Source organism: Enterobacter cloacae complex sp. SYL003, assembly GCF_049236925.1.
GTDB classification, from domain to species: Bacteria; Pseudomonadota; Gammaproteobacteria; order Enterobacterales; family Enterobacteriaceae; genus Enterobacter; species Enterobacter intestinihominis.
The window spans coordinates 25874-51702 of the sequence record NZ_JBMKJK010000001.1; the positions used below are offsets into that span (position 1 = coordinate 25874).

At 46.2% G+C, this 25829-nt stretch carries 20 protein-coding genes; all 20 read left to right on the forward strand.

Annotated elements, in window-relative coordinates:
* The first annotated feature begins 47 nt into the window (after nt 1-47).
* The gene (gene cpsG, locus ACOT1A_RS00110; protein WP_022648631.1) at nt 48-1418 is read left to right on the forward strand and encodes a colanic acid biosynthesis phosphomannomutase CpsG; all 1371 of its coding nucleotides are present in this window, start codon (nt 48-50) and stop codon (nt 1416-1418) included.
* Between the two features lie 128 nt (nt 1419-1546).
* Entirely contained in the window at nt 1547-2941 is a 1395-nt protein-coding gene (gene wcaJ, locus ACOT1A_RS00115; protein ID WP_038416372.1) for an undecaprenyl-phosphate glucose phosphotransferase, read from the forward strand.
* Between the two features lies 1 nt (nt 2942).
* Nucleotides 2943-4421 (forward strand): colanic acid undecaprenyl disphosphate flippase WzxC, encoded by a 1479-nt coding sequence (gene wzxC / locus ACOT1A_RS00120; protein WP_063148524.1) that lies wholly within the window; start codon nt 2943-2945, stop codon nt 4419-4421.
* Nucleotides 4422-4436: 15 nt separating this feature from the next.
* Nucleotides 4437-5717 (forward strand): colanic acid biosynthesis pyruvyl transferase WcaK, encoded by a 1281-nt coding sequence (gene wcaK / locus ACOT1A_RS00125; protein WP_022648628.1) that lies wholly within the window; start codon nt 4437-4439, stop codon nt 5715-5717.
* Nucleotides 5714-6934, forward strand: a complete 1221-nt coding sequence (gene wcaL / locus ACOT1A_RS00130; RefSeq protein ID WP_276169849.1) for a colanic acid biosynthesis glycosyltransferase WcaL — start codon at nt 5714-5716, stop codon at nt 6932-6934. The genes wcaK and wcaL overlap by 4 nt, the downstream gene beginning before the upstream one ends.
* Nucleotides 6935-6946: 12 nt before the next feature.
* The gene (gene wcaM, locus ACOT1A_RS00135) at nt 6947-8338 is read left to right on the forward strand and encodes a colanic acid biosynthesis protein WcaM (protein WP_063199122.1); all 1392 of its coding nucleotides are present in this window, start codon (nt 6947-6949) and stop codon (nt 8336-8338) included.
* A gap of 174 nt (nt 8339-8512) precedes the next feature.
* On the forward strand, nt 8513-9409 hold the full coding sequence (galF, locus tag ACOT1A_RS00140) for a GalU regulator GalF (protein WP_023306567.1): 897 nt from the start codon (nt 8513-8515) through the stop codon (nt 9407-9409).
* Nucleotides 9410-9792: 383 nt separating this feature from the next.
* Nucleotides 9793-10743 (forward strand): NAD-dependent epimerase/dehydratase family protein, encoded by a 951-nt coding sequence (locus ACOT1A_RS00145; RefSeq protein ID WP_080686342.1) that lies wholly within the window; start codon nt 9793-9795, stop codon nt 10741-10743.
* Entirely contained in the window at nt 10743-11786 is a 1044-nt protein-coding gene (locus ACOT1A_RS00150; protein WP_032623957.1) for an MraY family glycosyltransferase, read from the forward strand. Before ACOT1A_RS00145 ends, ACOT1A_RS00150 begins: the two co-directional genes overlap by 1 nt.
* On the forward strand, nt 11773-12339 hold the full coding sequence (locus ACOT1A_RS00155) for a sugar O-acyltransferase (protein ID WP_232934152.1): 567 nt from the start codon (nt 11773-11775) through the stop codon (nt 12337-12339). Before ACOT1A_RS00150 ends, ACOT1A_RS00155 begins: the two co-directional genes overlap by 14 nt.
* A gap of 155 nt (nt 12340-12494) precedes the next feature.
* On the forward strand, nt 12495-14264 hold the full coding sequence (locus ACOT1A_RS00160) for a polysaccharide biosynthesis protein (RefSeq protein ID WP_400174335.1): 1770 nt from the start codon (nt 12495-12497) through the stop codon (nt 14262-14264).
* 102 nt (nt 14265-14366) lie between these two features.
* Entirely contained in the window at nt 14367-15449 is a 1083-nt protein-coding gene (rfbB, locus tag ACOT1A_RS00165) for a dTDP-glucose 4,6-dehydratase (protein WP_022648621.1), read from the forward strand.
* Between the two features lie 2 nt (nt 15450-15451).
* A complete protein-coding gene (rfbA, locus tag ACOT1A_RS00170) occupies nt 15452-16318 on the forward strand; it encodes a glucose-1-phosphate thymidylyltransferase RfbA (protein ID WP_022648620.1) in 867 nt (288 codons plus the stop codon).
* 78 nt (nt 16319-16396) lie between these two features.
* Complete coding sequence (locus ACOT1A_RS00175) at nt 16397-17557, forward strand: glycosyltransferase (RefSeq protein ID WP_232934146.1); 1161 nt, start codon at nt 16397-16399, stop codon at nt 17555-17557.
* Nucleotides 17554-18573 carry a glycosyltransferase gene (locus ACOT1A_RS00180; protein WP_232934144.1) on the forward strand — a complete coding sequence of 340 codons (1020 nt, stop codon included), beginning with the start codon at nt 17554-17556 and terminating at the stop codon, nt 18571-18573. The genes ACOT1A_RS00175 and ACOT1A_RS00180 overlap by 4 nt, the downstream gene beginning before the upstream one ends.
* Nucleotides 18555-19991, forward strand: coding sequence for a mannose-1-phosphate guanyltransferase (gene cpsB / locus ACOT1A_RS00185; RefSeq protein ID WP_022648617.1), 1437 nt, complete (start codon nt 18555-18557; stop codon nt 19989-19991). Before ACOT1A_RS00180 ends, cpsB begins: the two co-directional genes overlap by 19 nt.
* Nucleotides 19992-20060: 69 nt before the next feature.
* Complete coding sequence (gene cpsG, locus ACOT1A_RS00190) at nt 20061-21431, forward strand: phosphomannomutase CpsG (protein ID WP_023306561.1); 1371 nt, start codon at nt 20061-20063, stop codon at nt 21429-21431.
* A 121-nt stretch (nt 21432-21552) separates the two neighbouring features.
* Entirely contained in the window at nt 21553-22881 is a 1329-nt protein-coding gene (locus tag ACOT1A_RS00195; RefSeq protein ID WP_232934142.1) for an oligosaccharide repeat unit polymerase, read from the forward strand.
* A gap of 1 nt (nt 22882) precedes the next feature.
* Entirely contained in the window at nt 22883-24100 is a 1218-nt protein-coding gene (locus tag ACOT1A_RS00200) for an O17/O44/O106 family O-antigen flippase (protein WP_232934140.1), read from the forward strand.
* A 267-nt stretch (nt 24101-24367) separates the two neighbouring features.
* On the forward strand, nt 24368-25774 hold the full coding sequence (gene gndA, locus ACOT1A_RS00205) for an NADP-dependent phosphogluconate dehydrogenase (protein WP_368958406.1): 1407 nt from the start codon (nt 24368-24370) through the stop codon (nt 25772-25774).
* Nucleotides 25775-25829 lie beyond the last annotated feature (55 nt).

Consider the following 25829-nt stretch of genomic DNA (forward strand, 5'->3'; position numbering starts at 1 on the left):
AAGCCTGTTAACGGGCGGGCCAACTGTTGCCTGAAAAAGGGGTCATCATGGAAAAATTAACCTGTTTTAAAGCCTACGATATTCGCGGCAAGCTGGGCGAAGAGCTGAACGAAGACATTGCGTGGCGCATCGGCCGCGCGTACGGCGAATACCTGAAACCACAAACTATCGTGCTGGGCGGCGACGTGCGTCTCACCAGCGAATCCCTGAAGCTGGCGCTGGCGAAAGGGCTACAGGACGCGGGCGTCGACGTGCTGGACATTGGCCTTTCCGGTACCGAAGAGATCTATTTTGCCACCTTCCATCTGGGCGTGGACGGCGGTATCGAAGTGACGGCCAGCCATAACCCGATGGACTACAACGGCATGAAGCTGGTGCGCAAGGGCGCGCGTCCTATCAGCGGCGACACCGGCCTGCGCGACGTGCAGCGTCTGGCCGAGGCCAACGACTTCCCGCCGGTGAACGAAGCGAAGCGCGGCAGCTATAAGCAGATCAACCTGCAAAAAGAGTACATCGACCACCTGCTGGGCTACATCAACGTGGCGAACCTCAAACCGCTGAAGCTGGTGATTAACTCCGGCAACGGCGCGGCAGGCCCGGTTGTCGATGCACTTGAAGCCCGCTTTAAGGCGCTGAACGTGCCGGTGACCTTCGTCAAAGTGCACAACACGCCAGACGGCAACTTCCCGAACGGTATTCCTAACCCGCTGCTGCCGGAGTGCCGCGACGACACCCGCAACGCGGTGATTGAGCACGGCGCCGATATGGGTATCGCCTTTGACGGCGATTTCGACCGCTGCTTCCTGTTCGACGAGAAAGGGCAGTTTATCGAAGGCTACTACATCGTTGGCCTGCTGGCGGAAGCGTTCCTTGAGAAAAACCCGGGGGCGAAGATCATTCATGATCCGCGCCTCTCCTGGAACACCGTCGACGTGGTGAAGGCCGCGGGCGGCGAGCCGGTGATGTCTAAAACCGGCCACGCGTTTATCAAAGAGCGTATGCGCGAGGAAGACGCCATCTACGGCGGCGAGATGAGCGCCCACCACTATTTCCGTGATTTTGCCTACTGCGACAGCGGGATGATCCCGTGGCTGCTGGTAACCGAGCTGCTGTGCCTGAAAGGACAGAGCCTGGGCGAACTGGTGCGCGACCGCATGGCGGCGTTCCCGGCGAGCGGGGAGATCAACAGCAAACTGGCACAGCCAGCCGAGGCCATCGCCCGCGTCGAACAGCACTTTGCCATTCATGCGCTGGAAATTGACCGTACGGATGGTATCAGCATGGCGTTCCCGCAGTGGCGCTTCAACCTGCGCTCTTCCAACACCGAGCCGGTGGTGCGCCTGAACGTGGAGTCCCGCGCCGATACCGCGCTGATGGAAGCCCGAACGAAGGACATTCTGGCGCTGTTGAATCAGTAAAAAGAAAACCTTACCCCTCACCCTAACCCTCTCCCCAAAGGGGAGAGGGAACTTGAACACCCTCTCCCCTTTGGTGAGAGGACCGGGGTGAGGGGCGAGGGGAAAGGTTTAGAACTAAAGGAACAACGATGACAAATCTAAAAAAGCGCGAGCGAGCGAGAACGAATGCATCGTTAATCTCTATGGTGCAGCGTTTTTCTGATATCACCATCATGGTCGGCGGACTGTGGGCGGTGTGTTGGGTCAGCGGGCAGTCGTTCTTATACATGCACTTGCTGATGGCGTTGATTGCGCTGGTGGTGTTTCAGATGATCGGCGGCATGACCGATTTCTATCGTTCATGGCGTGGCGTCAAAATGACCACCGAACTGATGCTGCTGCTCCAGAACTGGACCTTAAGCCTGATTTTCAGCGCAGGCCTGGTGGCGTTCAGCCATGATTTTGATAATCGGCTTGTGACCTATCTCTGCTGGTATCTGTTAACCAGCGTTGGCATGGTGGTCTGCCGCTCGCTGATCCGCTTTGGCGCGGGCTGGCTGCGCAACCGTGGGTATAACCGTCGCTTTGTTGCCGTGGCGGGCGACCTGCCGGTGGGACAGGTGTTGCTCGACAGCTTCCGCAAAGAGCCGTGGTTAGGTTTTGAAGTGGTGGGGGTTTATCACGACGCGAAGCCCGGCGGCGTACCATCTGACTGGGCGGGCAGCTACGAACAGCTGATAGAAGACGCGAAAGCCGGCAAAATTCACAACGTCTACATCGCCATGCAGATGAAAGATGAATCCCGCATCAAGACACTGATGCGCGAGCTGGCCGATACAACCTGCTCGGTGATCCTCATCCCTGACGTGTTTACCTTCAATATTCTCCACTCCCGTATCGAAGAGGTGAACGGGGTACCGGTTGTTCCACTGTACGACACGCCGCTGTCGGGGATTAACCGCGTGCTGAAGCGCGTGGAGGATATCGTACTTTCGTCCCTGATCCTGCTGCTGATCTCCCCGGTGCTGTGCTGCATTGCGCTGGCGGTGAAGCTCAGCTCTCCGGGGCCGATCATCTTCCGTCAGACCCGCTACGGCATGGACGGTAAGCCGATCATGGTGTGGAAATTCCGCTCCATGAAGGTGATGGAGAACGACAAGGTGGTGACCCAGGCGACGCAGAACGATCCGCGCGTCACCCGCGTGGGTAACTTCCTGCGCCGTACCTCGCTCGATGAGCTGCCGCAGTTCATCAACGTGTTCACCGGCGGGATGTCCATCGTCGGGCCTCGTCCTCACGCCGTGGCCCATAACGAGCAGTACCGTACCCTGATTGAAGGCTACATGCTGCGCCATAAGGTGAAGCCAGGCATCACCGGCTGGGCGCAGATCAACGGGTGGCGCGGCGAGACCGACACGCTGGAAAAAATGGAAAAACGCATCGAGTTCGATCTGGAGTACATCCGCGAGTGGAGCCTCTGGTTCGATATCAAGATTGTTTTTCTGACCATTTTCAAAGGCTTCGTGAACAAAGCGGCGTACTAAGATGAGCTTACGAGAAAAAACCATCAGCGGCGCAAAATGGTCAGCCATGGCCACCATCGTCATCATTGGCCTCGGCCTGGTGCAGATGACGGTGCTGGCGCGCATTATCGATAACCACCAGTTTGGTCTGCTGACCGTCTCGCTGGTGATTATCGCCCTGGCCGATACGCTGTCGGACTTTGGTATCGCCAACTCCATTATCCAGCGCAAAGAGATCAGCCATCTTGAGCTGACCACCCTCTACTGGCTGAACGTTGGGCTGGGTATCTTCGTCTTTGTGCTGGTGTTCCTGCTGAGCGATGTGATTGCCGGCGTGCTGCATAACCCGGACCTGGCGCCGCTGATGCGCACCCTGTCGTTTGCTTTCGTGGTGATCCCGCACGGGCAGCAGTTCCGCGCGCTGATGCAGAAAGAGCTGGAGTTCAACAAAATCGGCATGATTGAAACCAGCGCCGTGCTGGCGGGCTTTACCTTCACCGTGGTCAGCGCCCATTTCTGGCCGCTGGCGATGACCGCCATTCTCGGCTACCTCGTTAACTCTGCCGTGCGCACGCTGCTGTTTGGCTTCTTTGGCCGCAAGATTTATCGCCCGGGACTGCATTTTTCGCTGGCGTCTGTTTCATCCAACCTACGCTTCGGCGCGTGGCTGACGGCAGACAGCATTATCAACTATGTGAATACTAACCTCTCTACGCTGGTGCTGGCGCGCATTCTGGGCGCGAGCGTCGCGGGCGGCTACAACCTGGCGTATAACGTCGCGGTTGTCCCGCCGATGAAGCTCAACCCAATCATTACCCGCGTGCTGTTCCCGGCGTTCGCCAAAATTCAGGACGATACCGAGAAGCTGCGCGTGAACTTTTACAAGCTGCTCTCCGTGGTGGGGATCATCAACTTCCCGGTACTGCTGGGGCTGATGGTGGTCGCCAGCAATTTCGTACCGCTGGTGTTTGGCGAGAAGTGGAACAGCATCATCCCGATCCTGCAACTGCTGTGCGTTGTGGGGCTGCTGCGCTCGGTGGGGAATCCAATTGGTTCTCTGCTGATGGCGAAGGCGCGCGTGGATATCAGCTTCAAGTTCAACGTGTTTAAAACCTTCCTGTTTATTCCGGCAATTATTATGGGCGGGCACATGGCGGGCGCCATTGGCGTGACGCTCGGCTTCCTGCTGGTGCAGATCGTCAATACCGTGCTGAGCTACTTCGTGATGATCAAACCGGTGCTGGGCTCCAGCTACCATCAGTACATTCTCAGCCTGTGGCTGCCGTTTTATCTCTCCTTACCGACTCTGGCGGTGAGCTACGGCCTGGGCGTGGTGCTCAACGGGCATCTGCCGCTGGCGGCGCTGCTTGCGGTGCAGGTCGCGGCAGGCGCGCTGGCATTCGGCGTGATGATTGTACTGTCACGCAATGCGCTGGTGGTTGAGATAAAGCGCCAGTTTTGCCGTAACGAAAAAATGAAAACGCTGCTTCGCGCAGGCTAATTTTACGAGGCCATTATGAAATTACTTATTCTTGGCAACCATACCTGCGGCAACCGTGGCGACAGCGCCATCCTGCGCGGTTTATTGGATGCAATTAACACCCTTAAGCCTGAGACAGAAGTGGATGTGATGAGCCGTTATCCGGTCAGCTCATCCTGGTTACTGAACCGCCCGGTGATGGGCGACCCGCTCTACAGCCAGATGAAACAGCACAACAACGCTGCGGGCGTGATGGGGCGCGTGAAGAAAGTGCTGCGTCGCCGCTACCAGCATCAGGTGCTGCTTTCTCGCGTAACCGACACCGGCAAGTTGCGCAACATCGCCATCGCGCAGGGCTTTACCGATTTCGTGCGTCTGCTGTCCGGCTATGACGCCATTATTCAGGTGGGCGGTTCGTTCTTCGTCGACCTGTACGGCGTGCCGCAGTTTGAGCATGCGCTCTGCACCTTTATGGCGAAAAAACCGCTGTTTATGATTGGCCACAGCGTCGGGCCGTTCCAGGATCCGCAGTTCAACCAGCTGGCGAACTATGTCTTCGGCCACTGTGACGCGCTGATCCTGCGCGAATCGGTCAGCCTCGACATGATGAAGCGCAGCGAAATCGACACCACCAAAGTGGAGCACGGCGTAGACACCGCCTGGCTGGTGGATCATCAGGATGACAGCTTCCAGGCCAGCTACGCGGTACAGCACTGGCTGGACGTGGCGGCAAAACAGAAAACCGTCGCCATTACCCTGCGTGAACTTGCGCCGTTCGATAAACGCCTCGGCACGACTCAGGCGGCGTATGAAAAAGCTTTTGCCGAGGTGGTGAACCGCGTGCTGGACAGCGGTTACCAGGTGCTGGCGCTTTCCACCTGTACCGGTATCGACAGCTACAACAAAGATGACCGCATGGTGGCGCTCAACCTGCGTAACCTGGTCAACGACCCGTCCCGCTACCACGTGGTGATGGACGAACTGAACGACCTGGAGATGGGCAAGCTGCTCTCCGCCTGCGACCTGACCGTGGGCACGCGTCTGCACTCGGCTATTATCTCGATGAACTTCGGCACGCCAGCCATCGCCATTAACTACGAACACAAGTCCGCGGGCATTATGCAGCAGCTCGGTATGCCGGAAATGGCCGTCGACATTCGTCATCTGCTGGACGGATCTCTGGGTGCGATGGTGGGCGACACGCTCGGTCAGCTGCCTGCGATCAACGAACGTCTGGCGGTGGCGGTGAAAGCCGAACGCGAAAAAGGTATTGGCATGGTGAAATCCGTCCTCGACCGCGTCCGGGAGGGGAAATGAAGGTTGGTTTCTTCTTACTGAAATTTCCGCTGTCGTCTGAAACCTTTGTGCTGAACCAAATCACCGCGTTTATCGATATGGGGTATGACGTGGAGATTATCGCCCTGCAAAAGGGCGATACGCAAAACACCCATGCGGCGTATACCCAGTATGGGCTGGAGGCGAAAACCCGCTGGTTGCAGGACGAACCCGCCGGAAGGATGAACAAACTGCGCCATCGCGCTAGCCAGACGCTGCGCGGCCTGCATCGCGCCTCGACGTGGCGGGCGCTGAATATGTCGCGCTATGGCGCGGAGGCCCGCAACCTGATCTTATCCGCCATTTGCGGGCAAACGGCCCAGCCGTACCGGGCCGATGTCTTTATCGCTCACTTTGGCCCGGCTGGCGTCACGGCGGCAAAACTGCGTGAGCTGGGGGTGATTGACGGCAAAATCGCCACCATTTTCCACGGTATCGATATCTCCAGCCGTGAAGTGCTGAACCACTACACGCCGGAATATCAGCAGCTGTTTCGCCGTGGTGACATGATGCTGCCGATAAGCGACCTGTGGGCCGGGCGCCTGAAAACCATGGGGTGCCCGAGCGAGAAAATCACCGTTTCACGCATGGGCGTGGACATGGAACGCTTCACCCAGCGACCCGTCAAGGTGCCGGGCAAGCCGCTGCAAATTATCTCTGTTGCCCGCCTGACCGAAAAGAAAGGGCTGCACGTAGCCATCGAAGCCTGTCGCCAGCTGAAGGCGCGTGGTGTGGACTTCCACTATCGCATCCTGGGTATCGGGCCGTGGGAGCGTCGCCTGCGCACGCTGATCGAACAGTATCAGCTGGAAGACGTGGTGGAGATGCCGGGCTTCAAGCCGAGCCACGAAGTGAAAGCCATGCTCGATGAGGCGGATGTGTTCCTGCTGCCTTCCGTAACCGGCGCTGACGGCGATATGGAAGGCATTCCCGTGGCGCTGATGGAGGCGATGGCCGTCGGCATTCCGGTGGTCTCGACGTTACACAGCGGCATCCCGGAGCTGATCACCTCTGAGCATTCCGGCTGGCTGGTCCCTGAAAACAATGCGCTGGCGCTGGCGGACCGTCTGGCCGCGTTCAGCGATATCGATCAGCAGACGCTGATCCCTGTGCTGCAAAATGCGCGGCAAAAAGTTGAAGCAGAATTCAATCAGCAGGTGATTAATCGCCAGTTAGCGAGCCTGCTGCAAACGCTGTAACGCTGAGGTTGTATGCTGAAAAAGATTACCCGACGCCGATTTGTCTCTTCTTTATCCGTCCTGGCTGCTATGCCGCTGCTGTCGCCCCGCGCTGTGCGGGCGGCAACCGGGAAGACGGTTTCTGTCGATCGTTACAACAATAAGGACTGGATCGCCGCCTTTAAGCAGGCATTTGCCGAGGGCGATACCGTTGTTGTTCCCGCCGGGTTAACCTGTGAAAACATCAATACCGGCATTTTCATTCCTGATGGCAAAACCCTGCTGATCCGCGGTGCGCTGAAGGGCAACGGGCGCGGGCGGTTTGTGCTTCAGGAGGGCTGCAAGGTCATTGGGGAAGGAGAAGGGCGCACGCATAACATCACGCTGGACGTGCGTGGCTCCGACTGTGTCATTAAAGGGCTGGCGATGAGCGGCTTCGGCCCCGTCACCCAGATCTACATCGGCGGTAAAAAGCGGCGAGTGATGCGCAACCTGCTCATCGATAACATCACCGTGACGCAGGCCAACTACGCAATCCTGCGTCAGGGGTTCCACAATCAGGTGGACGGTGCGCGCATTACCAATAGTAAATTCAGCCACTTGCAGGGTGACGCGATTGAGTGGAACGTGGCGATTAACGACCGCAACATCCTGATCTCTGACCACGTGATCGATAACATCAACTGCACCAACGGCAAGATCAACTGGGGCATAGGCATTGGGCTGGCCGGCAGTACGTACGACAATGATTATCCGGAACAGCAGACCGTTAAAAACTTCGTGGTGGCAAATATCACCGGCAGCAACTGTCGGCAGCTGGTGCATGTTGAAAACGGTAAACACTTTGTGATCCGTAATATCAAGGCCAGCAATATTACCCCTGACTTCAGTAAAAAGGCTGGAATTGATAACGCGACAGTAGCTATTTATGGCTGTGATAATTTCGTTATTGATAATGTCGATATGGTCAACAGCGCCGGAATGCTAATTGGTTATGGCGTGATCAAGGGCGATTATCTGTCGATACCGCAGAACTTCAAACTTAACGATATTCGCCTGGATAACCGACAGCTTGCCTATAAGCTGCGCGGGATACAGATTTCCTCCGGCAATGCCACGTCGTTTGTTGCCATCACCAACGTGGAGATGCAGCGGGCAACGCTTGAGCTGCATAACAAACCCCAACACCTTTTCTTACGTAATATCAACGTGATGCAGGAGTCAACAACGGGACCGGCCCTGAAGATGAACTTCGATTTGCGCAAAGACGTGCGCGGGAAGTTTATGGCTAAAAACGAGACGTTGCTGTCGCTTGCGAACATAAAAGCGGTTAATGAAAAGGGGCAGAGCTCGGTGGATATTGATCGCGTTGATCAACACGTGGTGAATACGGAACGGTTGAATTTTGCGCTGCCGCACAGGTAATCATCCAGACTATTTTGCGACAATTCCTGGAACGAAATCGCGATCTATTCAGATTACAACTACTGTAATTTGTGGTGGGGTGACCTAGGATTACTTCATATTTACGGCAAAACATGCTGGCGAAAACAGGTTTAAAAGCTATAATTCGTCAACCATTTTAAGGTGGAAGAAATAATGATTAATTTGAAAGCAGTCATACCGGTAGCGGGTCTGGGCATGCATATGTTGCCAGCCACGAAGGCAATTCCTAAAGAGATGCTGCCGATCGTTGACAAGCCGATGATTCAGTACATCGTCGACGAGATTGTTGCTGCAGGGATCAAAGAAATCGTTCTGGTGACGCACTCTTCGAAGAATGCGGTAGAGAACCACTTCGACACCTCTTATGAACTCGAAGCGTTGCTTGAGCAGCGCGTTAAGCGTCAGCTTCTGGCGGAAGTTCAGTCTATCTGCCCTCCTGGCGTGACCATCATGAACGTGCGTCAGGCGCAGCCGCTGGGTCTGGGCCACTCGATCCTGTGCGCGCGTCCGGTCGTAGGCGATAACCCGTTTATCGTGGTACTGCCCGATATCATCATTGATACCGCCTCTGCCGATCCGCTGCGTTACAACCTGGCGGCAATGGTTGCACGCTTCAACGAAACGGGTCGCAGCCAGGTGCTGGCGAAACGTATGAAGGGTGATCTCTCTGAGTACTCAGTTATTCAGACTAAAGAGCCGCTGGAGTCGGAAGGGCAAGTGAGCCGTATCGTTGAGTTTATCGAAAAACCCGATCAGCCGCAGACCCTGGACTCCGACCTGATGGCGGTAGGCCGTTATGTGCTAAATGCGGATATCTGGGCTGAGCTGGAAAAAACCGAGCCGGGTGCCTGGGACCGTATCCAGCTGACCGATGCGATTGCTGAGCTGGCGAAGAAGCAGTCGGTTGATGCCATGCTAATGACCGGTGACAGCTATGACTGCGGTAAGAAAATGGGGTATATGCAGGCGTTTGTGAACTATGGCCTGCGTAACCTGAAGGAAGGGGCGAAGTTCAGAAGCCGGATTGAGAAGCTGCTGGCTAACGACTAATAGTCCTTCCGCAGTCTGAAAGACTTTATGCGCGGCAGCCATCTTTTTGTTATGTTGTTACATAAACAAAATGATGGCTGCCGCTTTTTGTTATTAATTCCTGTGATAACAGAGAGTTACCTGCTTCAAATCTGGGCTGATTTGTAGCGATTTGTGCTTGTTTCTGACGCCATTTAGGACGACAATTAACGCCAGTTTTTGTCTGTAATCAGACCAGAAAATTCTTCTCTAAACTTCTCTCAGTGCACTGGTAGCTGTTAAGCCAGGGGCGGTAGCATACCTCGCATAAGTTAATGAATAAAGAACGAATGGCTCTGGATAGTACAGTGATCGCGTTCCTGCACTCCTCGCGGGGTAAAAATAACAAATTAAGCAGATAGGGGATGGCAATGAAAGTATTGGTGACGGGCGGAACCGGATTTCTTGGTACTGCTTTAGTCCAGACGTTGAAATCATCGGGGCACGAGGTGATACTAACAACGCGCAGGCAAGAGAACATTGCAGAAGGTATTTTCAACTTGGGTGATATCTCAGCCGACACCAACTGGGCTCATCTTCTCCAGGGGTGCGACACCGTCATTCATACTGCGGGAAGGGCACATATTCTCAATGATGACGCACAGGATGCATTAGCGGAATTCCGACGGGTTAATCACGATGCGACGATAAAATTAGCTAAAGATGCCGCCAGTAGCGGTGTAAAGCACTTTATTTTCATAAGCTCTATCGGTGTCAACGGTAATTCCACTTCAGGAACTCCCTTTACAGAAACATCGGCACCTCGACCGACTTCTGATTATGCCATTTCCAAGCTTGAAGCTGAGCAGAGCCTATTAAAAAATTTTGGAGGGACTGATATGGCTATCACTATTGTCCGTCCGGCTTTAATTTGTGGCGAAAATGCACCGGGTAATATTCAGCGTCTTTTGAACCTGGTATCGAAAAACCTGCCGTTGCCGTTTAAAAACGTTAAGAATAAGCGTGCTCTTGTTTCGCTGGATAATGTCGTCAGTTTTATCAATGAATGTGTCGTAAACGAGAAAGCTAAGAATCAACTCTTTTTACTCGCTGATGCAGAACGACCTTCAACGGAAGAGATGATTGAAACTTTTGCTGCTGGTATGGATATCAAAGCGAAAATTATTTATTTCCCTAAAAGCATTATGAAGTTACTGCTTTCCGCTGCTGGAAAAGGTGGTATTTACGATCAGTTATTTGGCGATCTGGAAGTCGATGCCTCCAAATCGCGGGAACATTTGCACTGGACACCCCCGATAACACTTCATGAAACTATGAAAAAAACGGCGAAATATTATACTGAAGGTAATAAATAATGTTGAATTTTGGAATTGTGATATTCGCTTTTTTAGCATCGTGTGCGCTGACTTGGGGATTGCGGGGGTATGCAATAAAGCATAATGTTATTGACCGCCCAAACCAGCGAAGTTCTCATTCTGTGCCGACCCCGCGAGGTGGTGGAGTAGCGATCGTCCTGACGCTCCTGGTCGCTTTGGTAGGATTTTATTTTAACCATACGCTTACGTTCGACAGTTTCCTGGGTTTATTTATTCCAGGTGTAATTGTCGCTATCATTGGCTTCCTTGATGATCATGGTCATATTGCGGCACGCTGGCGTCTATTGATGCATTTCATGGCAGCAGCAATTGGCATCTATTTCCTGGGTTCCTTCCCTGTAATTACGCTGTTTGGTTACGATCTTTCCTTATCCTGGATTGGTATGATTCTCGGCTGTGTGTATCTGGTCTGGATGCTGAACTTATATAATTTTATGGATGGGATTAATGGTTTAGCCAGCGCTGAAGCAATAACATTTGCCGCATGTAGTGCTATATTAATTGTTGTAAACCAGTACACGGACGCGCCTGGAAGTATTTATCCGCTGACGCTTGCCCTTATCGGTGCCGCGGCCGGTTTTATTGTCTGGAATTTCCCGAGAGCAAAAATCTTCATGGGCGATGCCGGGAGTGGTTTCCTGGGGATAACTATCGGACTGATGATTCTCCATATTGCGAAAGCAGATACACATTTCTTTATTGCAGAATTATGTTTGCTGGGCGTATTTATCGTCGATGCCACGACAACTTTATTGAGGAGGCTCGTAGCAGGTAAAAAGGTCTATGAAGCACATGCCAGCCATGGCTACCAAATTCTTGCAAGAAAATATGGCAGCCACGTTCCGGTGACATCATTGGCGATTGCCGTCAATCTTCTGTGGCTCTTCCCCATCGCCTTTTTTATTGCCTCAGGCAAAATTGATGGTGTTGTGGGGCTACTCATCGCCTGGTTCCCGCTTCTCGTTGTTGCACTGAAATGTGGTGCAGGTGTCAAAGACAAAGAGAGCAATGTCAATGCATGACTTATTGATTTTGGGAGCGGGTGGTCATGGCCGTACGCTGTACGAGACAGCGAGACTGCTGGGATATGACGATATCGTTTTTCTCGACGATAATACATCCGCCTGCCAGGAAATTAACAAACTGATTATTGGAAAAATTTCAGAACTACGGTTCCATATCGGTAAGGTAAGTCATGTTGCTATTGGCATCGGAAACAATAAAGTCAGAGAGCAACTCTATCAGCAACTGATCGGCTTAGGTATTCATCCTGTATCGCTCATACATCCCTTTGCATTTGTCAGTCCATCGGCGACCATTGCTGATGGTTCTGTTGTGTTAGCGGGCGCTGTAGTGGGCGCCAACGCAAAATTAGGTTTGGCGACGATTGTGAATAGCCACTCGACAATAGATCACGATTCCATTGTTGGTGATTTCGCTCACTTAGGTGTTGGTGTCCATCTTGCGGGCAGCGCTGTGATTGGGAAATCAGCGTTTCTCCAGGCGGGGACAGTGGGTGGTTATAATACTAAAGTAGACGATTACTCAGTGTGTCCTGCTGGTACTATTTTATAAACTGAATGCAAGCTTTAGTGAGGCGACCAGTTTTTAGTATGCTAAATTATTTAATATCTTTACCACGACCAATAAAACGTATTATCACACTCTCTATAGATGTTGTGCTTCTGCTGTGCGCATTTTGGTTTGCATTTTGGGTGCGCATTGATTCAATGACTCCAGTATATAGTACAGAGCATTGGCTTTTTATTCTTTCAATAATTTTAGTTACTTTGGCAATCTTTGTTAAATTAGGGCTGTATCGGGCCGTAATTCGTTATATTACTGCCAAAATATTACTGGTAGTAACGATGGGGATGGTCATATCGTCCATTTTGCTTATTATCGCAGCGTTCTATACCAACCTCTATTTGCCGAGAACGATTCCTTTTATCTATTTCTCATTCGGTCTACTGCTTATTGCCGGATCACGGCTTGGGATGAGAATGTTGGTGAATCGTGGGTTGAATCTGGGCACTCGGGTAGTTATTTATGGTGCAGGTGCATCCGGTCGTCAATTACTGCCTGCGCTGAGCCAGATGGACGAATATTACCCCGTTGCTTTTGTCGATGATAACCGTGCCCTGCAAGGTCAGGTGATTCACGGGGTAAGCGTTTTTGCGCCAGAAAAACTGCCCTGGCTGGTTGAGAAATACGAAGCGAAGAAAATTCTGCTGGCCATGCCAAGCGCAAGCCGGGCAAGAAAGAACGAAGTCATTAAAACACTGGAAGGTCTGCCGTGCGAAGTGCTCTCCATCCCGGGAATGGTCGATTTGGTGGAGGGGAAGGCAAGTATTGATTCCTTGCGGAAAGTCGTTATTACAGACCTGCTGGGCCGCGATCCTGTCTCACCCATTCCGGAACTGATATCCCGTAATATTAACGGGAAAACAGTGATGGTTACCGGGGCAGGGGGGTCAATAGGGTCTGAACTATGCCGACAGATAATTAAAAATAAGCCAAACCAGCTTATTCTTTTCGAACTGTCCGAATTCTCCCTCTATTCCATTGATTCCGAACTGCGTAACCTGAATCTGGGTCAGGATTTTAAGGTTAAAATCTATCCGATCCTCGGAAACGTTCAGGATAAAGAGCATCTCGAAAGGTTAATCAGAGCATTCAACGTCGACACAATTTATCATGCTGCGGCGTACAAGCATGTACCGCTTGTCGAGTTCAACGTACTTGATGGCGTGCGCAATAATATCTTTGGTACGTTGAGCTGCGCTCAGGCTGCGGCAAGTTGCGGTGTTGAAAACTTTGTTCTGATTTCGACTGATAAAGCCGTTCGCCCTACCAACACCATGGGGGCGACCAAGCGCATGGCGGAGCTGGTGCTGCAAGCGCTGGCGAAGGAATCCAGTAAAACCTGCTTCAGTATGGTTCGTTTCGGCAACGTGTTAGGCTCATCAGGCTCAGTTGTGCCGTTATTTGAAAAACAGATTGCTGCAGGTGGGCCGGTGACGCTGACACACGAAGATATCACGCGTTACTTTATGACCATTCCTGAAGCGGCTCAACTGGTGATCCAGGCGGGAGCCATGGGCACGGGCGGCGATGTTTTTGTTCTGGATATGGGGGAACCCGTCAGGATTATCGATCTTGCACACCGCATGATTACGCTGCAAGGGCTAACCGTTCGTGATGATAAAAACCCTTATGGTGATATTGCGATAAAAACGACAGGTCTGCGTCCAGGTGAGAAACTGTATGAAGAGTTGCTTATCGGCGACAATGTATCCGTTACGCAGCACCCGCGTATCAGAACAGCTAACGAAGTAATGTTGCCATGGAGTGAAATGAGCCACATTCTTCAGGATCTCGACAACGCCTGCCGTGAGTTCGACTACGAACGTGTGCGTGAAATACTCTTGCAGGCACCTGCCGCGTTCAATCCAACGGATGGTATCTGCGATTTACTATGGAATAAAAATGTGAGTTAAAAGCCTATCGTCGCCCTTCTCCTCCCTGTTTACTTATAATGAGTAAACAGGGTGGTAGGCATACCATCTTTTGTTTCAGAAAACTTTAAGAGCGAAATAAACGTGAAAATACTGGTCACGGGTGGAGCTGGTTTTATTGGGTCTGCTGTTGTACGACACATTATTAATCACACGCAGGACACTGTGATTAATGTCGATAAATTGACCTACGCCGGTAATCTCGAATCGCTAGCCACCGTCGCACAGAGCGATCGTTATTATTTTGAACATGCTGATATTTGCGATAACGCTGCTATGGAACGTATTTTGTCTTATCACCAACCTGATGCAGTGATGCATCTGGCGGCTGAGAGCCATGTCGATCGTTCGATAAGTGGTCCTGCAGCCTTTATCGAAACTAATATTATCGGCACTTATGTGCTATTAGAAGCTAGCCGTAAATACTGGTCCGAACTTAGCGCAGAGAAAAAAACTAGATTCCGTTTCCATCATATTTCTACAGATGAAGTGTATGGCGATCTTCCGCATCCGGATGAAGTTGTAAAGGGCACTGAACTGCCGCTGTTTACTGAAAAAACCGCATATGCCCCAAGCAGCCCGTATTCTGCTTCAAAAGCCTCAAGTGATCATCTAGTCCGCGCATGGCTGCGAACCTATGGCTTCCCTACCATCGTAACCAATTGTTCAAACAACTACGGCCCGTATCACTTCCCAGAAAAATTAATCCCGTTAGTAATTCTCAATGCACTAGAAGGCAAACCTCTGCCAGTGTATGGCAACGGAGATCAAATACGTGACTGGCTGTATGTAGAAGATCACGCCCGTGCTTTATATATCGTAGTAACGCAAGGTAAAATCGGTGAGACCTATAATATAGGAGGCTATAATGAACAGAGAAACCTTAATGTTGTGCATACGATCTGTGATCTGTTAGATGAAATTGTACCAAAAAAAGTTTCCTACCGAGAACAAATAACTTTCATACCAGATCGGCCCGGTCATGATCGTCGTTATGCAATTGATGCTAAAAAGATTAGCAAGGAACTGGGATGGAAACCACTGGAGACTTTTGAAAGCGGAATTCGTAAAACGGTTGAGTGGTTTCTAGCGAATAGGGAGTGGATAGCAAATGTTAATAACGGAAGTTACCACTCCTGGATAAAGCAAAATTATGAGGGCGGTTAGTAATGAAGGGTATTATTTTAGCGGGGGGGTCAGGTACACGATTATATCCAATTACAATGGGCGTATCGAAACAGTTACTTCCTGTTTATGATAAACCCATGATCTATTACCCGCTTTCAGTATTAATGTTGGCTGGCATTAAAGATATTTTAATTATTACAACACCAGATGATCAGCCAGCTTTTATACGTTTACTCGGTGATGGCCGTCAGTTTGGCATAAACATAGAATATGCAATCCAACCCAGCCCTGATGGTTTAGCTCAAGCATTTATCATCGGTGACAACTTTATTGGTAATGATTCTGTTTGTTTGGTCCTTGGGGATAATATTTTCTTTGGTCAAGGATTTACACCAAAACTTAAAACGGCAGCAAATAGAAATAAAGGTGCTACTGTATTTGGTTATCAGGTTATGAATCCTGAGAGTTTTGGTGTCGTCGAATTTGATAAAAATTACACGGCATTGAGTATAGAAGAAAAACCTGTAGCACCCAGATCAAATTGGGCAGTAACAGGTCTTTATTTTTACGATAATGAAGTTGTTGATATTGCTAAACATATAAAGCCATCACCCCGAGGTGAACTCGAAATTACAACTGTTAACCAAGTATATCTAGAAAATAATATGTTGACAGTCGAGTTGTTAGGTCGAGGATTTGCTTGGCTTGATACAGGTACTCATGACAGTTTAATTGAGGCAGGAAGCTTTGTTGAGACGGTTCAAAAACGTCAGGGGATGATGATTGCGTGCCTTGAGGAAATAGCGTGGAGAAATGGCTGGTTAAGCGATCAGGATTTATATTCAAGAGCGGGGCTATTTGTGAAAACTAACTACGGCGCATATTTACTAAAATTAATTAATAGATAACAAAACTTTATAAACATAATGTCGCCTGCATGGTTTGTGTTTATGAGCCTTATATAATATAAGAAACAGATAGGTTAGATGATGAAGAAAATTTTATTTGTAACTGCACGTTTCCCTTGGCCAATTATTACTGGAGATGCTCTGCGTGCTTATAATCAAATAAAAGAGCTTTCGAAAGAAAATTTAGTGGATGTTTTTTCGGTAGAAAAAGCAAACACCACAAGTGGTAATGTCAATAATTTTATAAATTCGTGTTCTTCTGGTAATTTATCAAAGATCGGTAAAATAAAAAACATAATTAAAAATAGGGGGCAAACTGCATTGCAATGTGCGGTGTATAATGATAAGGCCTCGTGGCAAAAATTAAAAAAACTTTTACTTGCTAATAATTATGACATGATAATTTTCCAATTGGTTAGGTTGGAGTTCCTTATCTTTAAAACTATTTCTTTAAGAAAAGAACACAGTATCAAATCATTAATATATTGTGATTTTGTTGATGCTCTTTCATTAAATATGCAGAATAGAGCTGCAACAGAAAACTTTCTCATGAAGAAAATATGTGGCTTCGAAAGTAAAAAGCTGTCCGCGATTGAGAGGGAAATATACGAAGTAATCGATGCGGGATTTATAATTTCAGAAAGAGATGCTAAACATATAGGTAAAGAAGGTTTTAAGATTATACCTAATGGCGTGAACATTCCCGGAGTAAAAAAAACCTTAAAAAAAGACGACGGCGTTATAAATTTAGCTTTTTGGGGGAATATGAGTTATTACCCCAATGTTAAAGCTGCAATCTTTTTAACTGATTTGTTTAATAGTCTACCAAAAGAAAAATATAAACTTCATATCATCGGTGCTCAGCCATGTAAACAAGTTTTGGCTTTGAATAAACTAAATGAAGTTATCGTTCATGGTTATGTTGATGATTTGAAGAATCTTCTGGCAAATATGGATATAGCAGTATTCCCTATTTTCGACGGTTCTGGTCTTCAGAATAAAGTATTAGAAGCGTTTGCATTAGGCCTGCCAGTCATAACTACAAATATAGTTCTGGATTCAATGCCAAAACTTAGTGAATACGCTATCGTTGCCAATAGTAAAAATGATTTTATCCGTTCTATCGAGCTTTTTGAGTCTAGAGAAGAGATTGCTAATAAAAATTCTCTTTGTGCGATAGAAGTATTGAAGAAACATTACAACTGGAATCTTATCAACTGTGTGACAGGAATGAAATGAAAAAAGTATTGTTGTTCAATTTCTATAAGGGAATATTGTACAGAGGTATTCCGATCTATTCATCCAACTTAATTACAGCACTTGAAAAGAATGGATGTATAGTCAATGAGTGGAGTTGTCCAAAATTTGCACAAAAATTACCTAGGGCAATTATAGACTTACTCTTTGTTCTTTGTGAGCAAGTTATTATTCCTATGATAAGTATTATGGGAAGATATGAAAAAGTTATATATCCTTATAACTCATGTTCTGTAATATCGGCTTTTTCCAAAAAATCCATATTAATAATTCATGATTTCATCCCAAATAAAAGAATTAAGGAAAGGCTAAGTCTTTCTGCGTTATATATTGTACTAACACAGCGATTTCATGCTTTTTTGAAAAGAGATGTAGCATTTGTCTCAGCAACAACAAAAAGAATTGGAATGAATGTTAAATGGTTAAAAGATAGTAATGTTTATCTTTTCCCTAACTCATTCTATCAACTAGAAGCTAAATTATCACAAGGTAATATTCAAAAAAGTAATGCTGAATCCTATGCAGTATTAATTTCAGGTAATGGTTCTAATAAAGAATTTAATCACGCAATGCAGTTATGGAAAACATGTGCATACGCTGCTTCGCATAAGCTTAAGGTTATAGGATTAGGCTCTCACAGAGAATGGGCATTGAAAATACTTAGAGAGTTAAAGATTGAGAATGTCCAGGTGCTGCCGGTTCTTACAGATGACGAATTATTATCGGAACTAAAGAACGCTTCAATGGTCTGGGCTCATTCGACTCATGAAGGATTCGGAAGGCCAGTAATTGAAGGCAGAATATGTGGTAAAAGCGTTTTAGCGTCAAATATTTCTGCATTTAGAGAACATAGAGACGAAAGTGTTTATTTATATGACGATCATTCTTTTTGTGAGAAATATTTTTTGGCTCATGTGACTAGTGATTCATCAGGTTATAAGATTAAGTATCATATTATTTTAGAGGAAGAAATTGAAAAATGGCTACTAGCAAATTGATACCTGTTATAATGGCTGGCGGTACAGGTAGTCGTTTATGGCCACTATCCCGTGAACTTTATCCCAAACAGTTCATTCCAGTAAAGGGTGATTACACGATGTTGCAATCAACAATCAACCGTTTGGATGGACTTGATTGTAATAATCCTATAGTAATTTGTAATGAAAAACACCGTTTTATCGTGGCAGAGCAGTTACTACAATTAAACAAGCTAACTAAAAATATTGTCCTTGAACCTGCAGGGCGAAATACTGCTCCAGCCGTCGCTCTTGCTGCATTAGCCGCGAAAAAGAATAACGCCGAAAGCAATCCATTATTACTGGTACTTGCTGCCGACCATATTTTTGAGAAGGAAGAAGTTTTCAGAGATGCGATCAGACAAGCGATTCCTTGTGCAGAACAAGGCAAACTTGTAACTTTTGGGATTGTGCCTGATAGAGCTGAAACTGGTTATGGTTATATTCTCCGCGGCGATAGCATAAGTCAGAAAGGATGTAAGGAAGCATATAAAGTCTCAAGGTTTGTAGAAAAACCCGATCTGGATACTGCTAAATCTTATGTAGATAGCGGGAAATATTATTGGAATAGCGGTATGTTTCTTTTCCAGGTTGATAGCTATCTGGCCGAGTTGAGAAAGTTCAGGCCTGATATTCTTGAGGCATGCGAAAAAGCAATGAGTGCTATCAATCCTGACCTTGATTTCACCAGAGTTGATGAGAAGTCATTCTTGGCTTGTCCGGATGAGTCGATTGATTATGCTGTGATGGAGAAAACTGAGGACGCCGTTGTAGTGCCAATGGATGCCGGCTGGAGCGATGTTGGATCATGGTCATCATTGTGGGATATTAGCCCACATGACACCGATGGTAATGTCCATCGTGGTGATGTCATTAGTTTCCGAACAAAAAATAGTTACGTACATTCAGAATCAGGTCTCGTTGCCACTGTGGGCGTGAAAGACCTTATCATTGTGCAGACCAAAGATGCAGTTCTCATTGCTGATAGGCATGCCGTACAGGATGTTAAAAAGATAGTGGAGAAAATAAAGGCTGAGGGGCGTTTAGAGCATCATAAACACCGCGAAGTTTTTCGTCCCTGGGGTAAATATGATTCGATTGACGCTGGAGAACGCTACCAGGTTAAGCGTATAAGCGTAAAACCTGGGGAGGGGCTATCAGAACAAATGCATCATCACCGTTCTGAACACTGGGTTATTGTATCTGGGACTGCGAAAGTAACAATTAACGGAGAAGAAAAAATTTTGACAGAAAATCAATCCGTTTATATCCCACTTGGCGTTATTCATTCTCTTGAGAACCCAGGGAAAATCATGCTTGAACTGATTGAAGTGCGTTCTGGTTCCTATTTGGAAGAAGATGACATTATTCGCCTTTCAGATCGTTATGGGCGAATTTAGAAATTGTCACAGCAAATACGTTATATCAAGATTTAAGGTAATAATTGCCAGAGATATATGAGGAAAATAATGGATAAATTGACTTGTTTCAAGGCGTATGACATTCGCGGCCGCTTAGGTGACGAACTTAATAATAATATAGCAAAGCGAATTGGTCGAGCCTATGGTGAATATCTGAAACCTCGGACCGTTGTATTAGGTGGTGATGTGCGCCTTACAAGTGAATCTCTAAAAATGTCACTAGCCGAAGGTTTGCAGGACGCAGGTGTTGACGTACTGGATATTGGAATGTCAGGGACCGAAGAAATCTATTTCTCTACATTCCATCTCGGTGTTGACGGAGGAATTGAAGTTACAGCAAGTCATAATCCGATGGATTACAATGGGATGAAGTTGGTTCGCGAGGGAGCCCGGCCTATCAGCGGTGATACAGGGCTGCGAGATATACAACGTTTAGCTGAAGAAAATAATTTTTCTCATGTAGATATTGCGAAACGTGGAAGTTATGAAAAAATAGATACTAAAAAAGCATATATTGATCATATTCTCAGCTATATCAAACCTGAAAATATTAAACCACTTAAACTTGTTATTAACTCAGGTAACGGAGCCGCAGGCCCTGTTATTGATGAGATTGAAAAACGTTTCAAGGAAATTCAGATTCCAGTTGAATTTGTGAAAATTCACAATTTACCTGATGGAAATTTCCCTAATGGGATTCCAAACCCTCTTCTTCAAGAATGCCGTGCTGACACAAGCGAAGCCGTTATTAATCACAAGGCAGATATGGGCATTGCGTTCGATGGCGATTTTGACAGATGTTTCCTCTTCGATAATGAAGGTAATTTTATTGAAGGTTATTACATTGTCGGGTTGCTTGCAGAATCTTTCCTCGAAAAGCAACCAGGCGCGCGGATCATACATGATCCCCGCCTTTCATGGAATACTATAGATGTGGTTCAGCGAGCAAAGGGTATTCCTGTAATGTCCAAAACAGGCCATGCTTTCATCAAAGAACGCATGCGTTTGGAAGATGCTGTCTATGGTGGTGAAATGAGTGCTCATCATTATTTTCGTGACTTCGCCTACTGTGATAGCGGAATGATTCCGTGGCTACTTGTAGCCGAGTTAGTGAGTATTAAAAATAAAACGTTGGCAGAACTAGTCCATGATCGGATGAAATCTTTCCCAGCCAGCGGAGAGATTAATAGCATCGTTAATGATCAAGAAAAAGTGATTTCTGAAATACTTGAATACTATAAAAGTGATGCCTCGGTAGTAGACTATACCGATGGAATCAGTATTGAATTTTCTGACTGGCGTTTTAATCTCCGAAGCTCAAACACTGAGCCTGTTATCCGCTTGAATGTTGAGTCTCGTGGTAATACTGCGTTAATGGAAGCCAAAACAGCAGAGTTATTGAATAAAATTCGAGCATAGCTTGTCTTTTATATGGGTGCACATGTAGTAATTGTGCACCCATTAATATATGGATTAAATATTATTATTTATAATATCTGATTCCTTAATAATCTTGTATGTTGGGAAGTATACAATTCCTATGAATGAGAAGAGTTTAAAAAATAATCACTTCAAAATAAGTGCGCATTTAGCGTTTATATATTTCCTGCTTACTTCTTCTTTATTATTGATTTTTATAACGGAATCGGCAAGTGCTACACTTTATGGAACTGTAGAGGATATTTTTGCGGCTTTTTGTGCCATTATATTGTTTGGTGAGATGATTTACTTCTATATGCATAGAGTGAAGTTTATCTCGTTGCAATTAATGTTTGCTTTTGTATTTTCTTTAATTATAGGTATTCCTTCTTTTTATTTGTATTTCTTTAAAAAAGCTTCTGATGGCTTTGAATTGACTTGTATATGGGGTATGTTAATAAATATCATACTCTATCTTACAGCTATCAAAAATGTTCATAGGCAACAAGCAAAAAGTATAAATAATCTATTTAAAATTATATTTTCCATTGTTGGTGTTTGCCAGTTAATTAAAATTGTTTTTTATCTGAAATTTATTTTATCATCAGGCTTAGGGCATTTAGCTATTTATACTGATAGTGAAGAATTACTTTCAAGTATTCCTTTTGCTATCCGTGCTATTAGTGGCTTTTCTTCTATAATGGCTTTGGCAGTCTTTTATTATAAATCATCGAAAAAATATAAGATGCTAGCATTTATTTTGCTCGCATCTGACCTTGTTATTGGGATAAGAAATAAATTCTTTTTTGCTTTTATATGTATTATTATTCTCTCGTTATATTCAAATAGAAAGAAAATAATAGCAATATTCGCTAGAATATCCAAAGTACACTATTTATTAATTGGCTTCGTCGGTTTTTCAATGATTTCATATCTTCGTGAAGGATATGAAATCAATTTTATTAATTATCTTGGCGTTGTACTTGACTCTCTGTCGTCTACGCTTGCAGGTTTACAAGATTTATACTCTTTGCCCGATGAAAATGGTTGGGCGTTACTAAACCCCCTTACGATATTATCGCAAGTGTTGCCGCTCAGTGGTTTTGGCTTCATAAGCGATGCACAAATTGCTCATGAATATTCAACAATAGTGCTTGGCAGCGTGTCTAATGGGATAGCGTTGTCATCTTCTGGTCTTCTTGAAGCAAGTATAATAAGTTTGCATTTCAATTTATTTATTTATCTTGCCTATCTGTTAATTATGATCTCGATAATTCAAAAAGGTTTGAATAGTAATTATGTTATTTTTAACTTTTTTGCCCTAGCTATGATGACTGGTTTCTTCTATTCTGTTCGTGGAGAATTAATTTTGCCATTTGCTTATGTTTTAAAATCGTTTCCAATAATAATAATTGCAAATCTATTGACTCAACAAAAAAGTAGAAATTGAAATGCTAAAAGATATTCTTAGTGATGGTATCTATGCACTCTTTAATAAGGTAAGTTATTTTGGGGCAAAAACACTCGCTATTGTTTTAATTACTCGAGAACTTGGCATAGAATCAGGAGGCGTATTTATATTTTTAATTGGTACGCTAGAAATATTAAGAGTTGTATCTGATTTTGGTGTGGATATATTTGTAATCAAGAAGTACTCTGATGTTGAAAATCCCATTCGATTGTTGAAGAGGGTGTTCTATCAAAAAATATTCGTCGGGGTAGTAGTATCAATATTGTTTTTTGTAATTTGTTATGCATTAGGATATAACAGAGATATTTATATTCCGATTTCACTGTCATTATTTTTTGCACTTCTCTTTAATTTATCTAATAGCTTTTTTCAATCACAAAATTTGAATAAAGCTTTATCTCCTTCCATAGCGTTAGCCCTGTTTTTAACTTTTGTAATTTATGGTGTTCAGTTTATTTTAAGAATGCCTTTTACTGCCTGGAATTATTTGCTTGCAGAGAGTTTATTTGTTTCGGTAGTTACAATTAATTTATTTAGAAAAGTTGGTTGGAAAAAGATTCTTGCTGCAGGGAAGATTTCTCCTAAAGATGTATTCTTGTTGTATCAGCATACTGTCAGTATAGGCCTTAATGCTATGGTGGTAATTATTTACAGTAGACTGGATAATATATATATAAAAAATATAGTTCCTGAGGGTTTAGCTGCGTATGGACAAATTTTTCGTCTGGTTGATCCACTAGTAATGGTGTCATCATTATTTTCTACTGTGGCTTATGCAAAATTTAGTCGTTTGGATTTAAGAAGCCATAGGAACATAAATAAGGTTTATCCGTTTATCTACATGATCCTTGGGTATATAATCTTAAGTTCAGTGTGTTACTTTACTGTTCTATTTTTCTTTGGTCGGTACTTAATATTGGATAATGAAAGTAATAACATAATGATACTCGGGTTTCTATTAATTGCCGGAATCAAGTGTATGAATGGTGCACTAACATCAATCATTCAATCTCAGGGACTATATCGTTTTGGCTTATATATCGCAATAATCTGTATGTGCATAGCTATTCCACTAATGTATATACTAGTTCATCAATATGGTACGATTGGTGCTATTTTTACAATAGCTTCAGTAGAGTTAACAAGCATGATATTATTAGCTGTAAGTATTGGGCTGTTAACTAAGAGAAAAATTTGAATTGCTGAATGTTCACAATACTTTAAGTGAGTATATTTAACAAAACGAAATATAATCCATTGCTATATGCTCTATTCTATTTAATATATGGCTGTTTTTTTTGTGGTTCATTTCCCCCTCCTGGAGACCAAATTTTTTATTTCGTAATTTCCAATTTGTGCTTTATTATAAAAATAATATCTCAAATGCTTTCTCTTCTCACAAACATAAGATAGTATTTATAAATTGTGCTTGCTCAATAATAATGTTACCTGACAGGAGTATGTAATGTCCAAGCAACAGATCGGCGTTGTCGGTATGGCAGTGATGGGGCGCAACCTGGCGCTCAACATCGAAAGCCGTGGTTATACCGTCTCCGTTTTCAACCGCTCCCGTGATAAAACCGAAGAAGTCATTGCCGAGAACCCAGGCAAGAAGCTGGTTCCTTTCTATACGGTGAAAGAGTTCGTTGAGTCTCTGGAAACGCCTCGTCGTATCCTGTTAATGGTGAAAGCAGGGGCGGGTACCGATGCAGCTATCGACTCCCTGAAGCCTTACCTCGAAAAAGGCGACATCATCATTGATGGCGGTAACACCTTCTTCCAGGACACCATTCGTCGTAACCGTGAGCTGTCTGCTGAAGGCTTCAACTTCATCGGTACCGGTGTTTCCGGTGGTGAAGAGGGCGCGCTGAAAGGCCCATCCATCATGCCTGGCGGCCAGAAAGATGCATACGAACTGGTTGCGCCAATCCTGACCAAAATCGCAGCCGTGGCTGAAGATGGTGAGCCTTGCGTAACCTATATCGGTGCGGACGGTGCAGGTCACTACGTGAAAATGGTGCACAACGGCATCGAATACGGCGACATGCAGCTGATTGCTGAAGCTTATTCCCTGCTGAAAGGCGGCCTGAACCTCACCAATGAAGAGTTGGCTGAAGCCTTTACCGAGTGGAACAAAGGCGAGCTGAACAGCTACCTGATCGACATCACCAAAGATATCTTCACGAAAAAAGATGAAGAGGGTAAATACCTGGTTGATGTGATTCTGGATGAAGCAGCGAACAAAGGTACCGGTAAATGGACCAGCCAGAGCTCTCTGGATCTGGGCGAACCGCTGTCTCTGATCACCGAATCCGTCTTTGCGCGTTACATCTCTTCTCTGAAAGAGCAACGCGTCGCGGCATCTAAAGTGCTGTCTGGTCCACAGGCTAAACCAGCCGGCGACAAAGCTGAGTTCGTTGAGAAAGTGCGTCGTGCACTGTACCTGGGTAAAATCGTTTCTTACGCACAGGGCTTCTCTCAGCTGCGTGCGGCGTCAGACGAGAATAACTGGGATCTTAACTACGGTGAAATCGCGAAGATCTTCCGCGCGGGTTGCATCATTCGTGCACAGTTCCTGCAGAAAATCACCGATGCCTATGCTGAAAACGCCGGTATCGCCAACCTTCTGCTGGCACCGTACTTCAAAAAGATTGCGGACGAGTACCAGCAGGCGCTGCGTGACGTGGTTGCTTACGCAGTACAGAACGGTATTTCGGTTCCAACCTTCTCCGCTGCGGTGGCATACTACGACAGCTATCGTGCTGCCGTGCTGCCTGCCAACCTGATTCAGGCGCAGCGTGACTACTTCGGTGCGCATACCTACAAGCGTACGGATAAAGAGGGTGTCTTCCATACCGAATGGATGGAATGAGTTAACTCTCTGCAATAACATCAACCCGGAGCTCGTCTCCGGGTTTTTTTATGCA

What these genes read in the sequence shown, in the direction of transcription:
- cpsG (WP_022648631.1), top strand. Translation starts at nt 48, where the DNA reads ATGGAAAAATTAACCTGTTTTAAAGCCTACGATATTCGCGGCAAGCTG.
- wcaJ (WP_038416372.1), top strand. Translation starts at nt 1,547, where the DNA reads ATGACAAATCTAAAAAAGCGCGAGCGAGCGAGAACGAATGCATCGTTA.
- wzxC (WP_063148524.1), top strand. Translation starts at nt 2,943, where the DNA reads ATGAGCTTACGAGAAAAAACCATCAGCGGCGCAAAATGGTCAGCCATG.
- wcaK (WP_022648628.1), top strand. Translation starts at nt 4,437, where the DNA reads ATGAAATTACTTATTCTTGGCAACCATACCTGCGGCAACCGTGGCGAC.
- wcaL (WP_276169849.1), top strand. Translation starts at nt 5,714, where the DNA reads ATGAAGGTTGGTTTCTTCTTACTGAAATTTCCGCTGTCGTCTGAAACC.
- wcaM (WP_063199122.1), top strand. Translation starts at nt 6,947, where the DNA reads ATGCTGAAAAAGATTACCCGACGCCGATTTGTCTCTTCTTTATCCGTC.
- galF (WP_023306567.1), top strand. Translation starts at nt 8,513, where the DNA reads ATGATTAATTTGAAAGCAGTCATACCGGTAGCGGGTCTGGGCATGCAT.
- ACOT1A_RS00145 (WP_080686342.1), top strand. Translation starts at nt 9,793, where the DNA reads ATGGCAATGAAAGTATTGGTGACGGGCGGAACCGGATTTCTTGGTACT.
- ACOT1A_RS00150 (WP_032623957.1), top strand. Translation starts at nt 10,743, where the DNA reads ATGTTGAATTTTGGAATTGTGATATTCGCTTTTTTAGCATCGTGTGCG.
- ACOT1A_RS00155 (WP_232934152.1), top strand. Translation starts at nt 11,773, where the DNA reads ATGTCAATGCATGACTTATTGATTTTGGGAGCGGGTGGTCATGGCCGT.
- ACOT1A_RS00160 (WP_400174335.1), top strand. Translation starts at nt 12,495, where the DNA reads ATGACTCCAGTATATAGTACAGAGCATTGGCTTTTTATTCTTTCAATA.
- rfbA (WP_022648620.1), top strand. Translation starts at nt 15,452, where the DNA reads ATGAAGGGTATTATTTTAGCGGGGGGGTCAGGTACACGATTATATCCA.
- ACOT1A_RS00175 (WP_232934146.1), top strand. Translation starts at nt 16,397, where the DNA reads ATGATGAAGAAAATTTTATTTGTAACTGCACGTTTCCCTTGGCCAATT.
- ACOT1A_RS00180 (WP_232934144.1), top strand. Translation starts at nt 17,554, where the DNA reads ATGAAAAAAGTATTGTTGTTCAATTTCTATAAGGGAATATTGTACAGA.
- cpsB (WP_022648617.1), top strand. Translation starts at nt 18,555, where the DNA reads ATGGCTACTAGCAAATTGATACCTGTTATAATGGCTGGCGGTACAGGT.
- cpsG (WP_023306561.1), top strand. Translation starts at nt 20,061, where the DNA reads ATGGATAAATTGACTTGTTTCAAGGCGTATGACATTCGCGGCCGCTTA.
- ACOT1A_RS00195 (WP_232934142.1), top strand. Translation starts at nt 21,553, where the DNA reads ATGAATGAGAAGAGTTTAAAAAATAATCACTTCAAAATAAGTGCGCAT.
- ACOT1A_RS00200 (WP_232934140.1), top strand. Translation starts at nt 22,883, where the DNA reads ATGCTAAAAGATATTCTTAGTGATGGTATCTATGCACTCTTTAATAAG.
- gndA (WP_368958406.1), top strand. Translation starts at nt 24,368, where the DNA reads ATGTCCAAGCAACAGATCGGCGTTGTCGGTATGGCAGTGATGGGGCGC.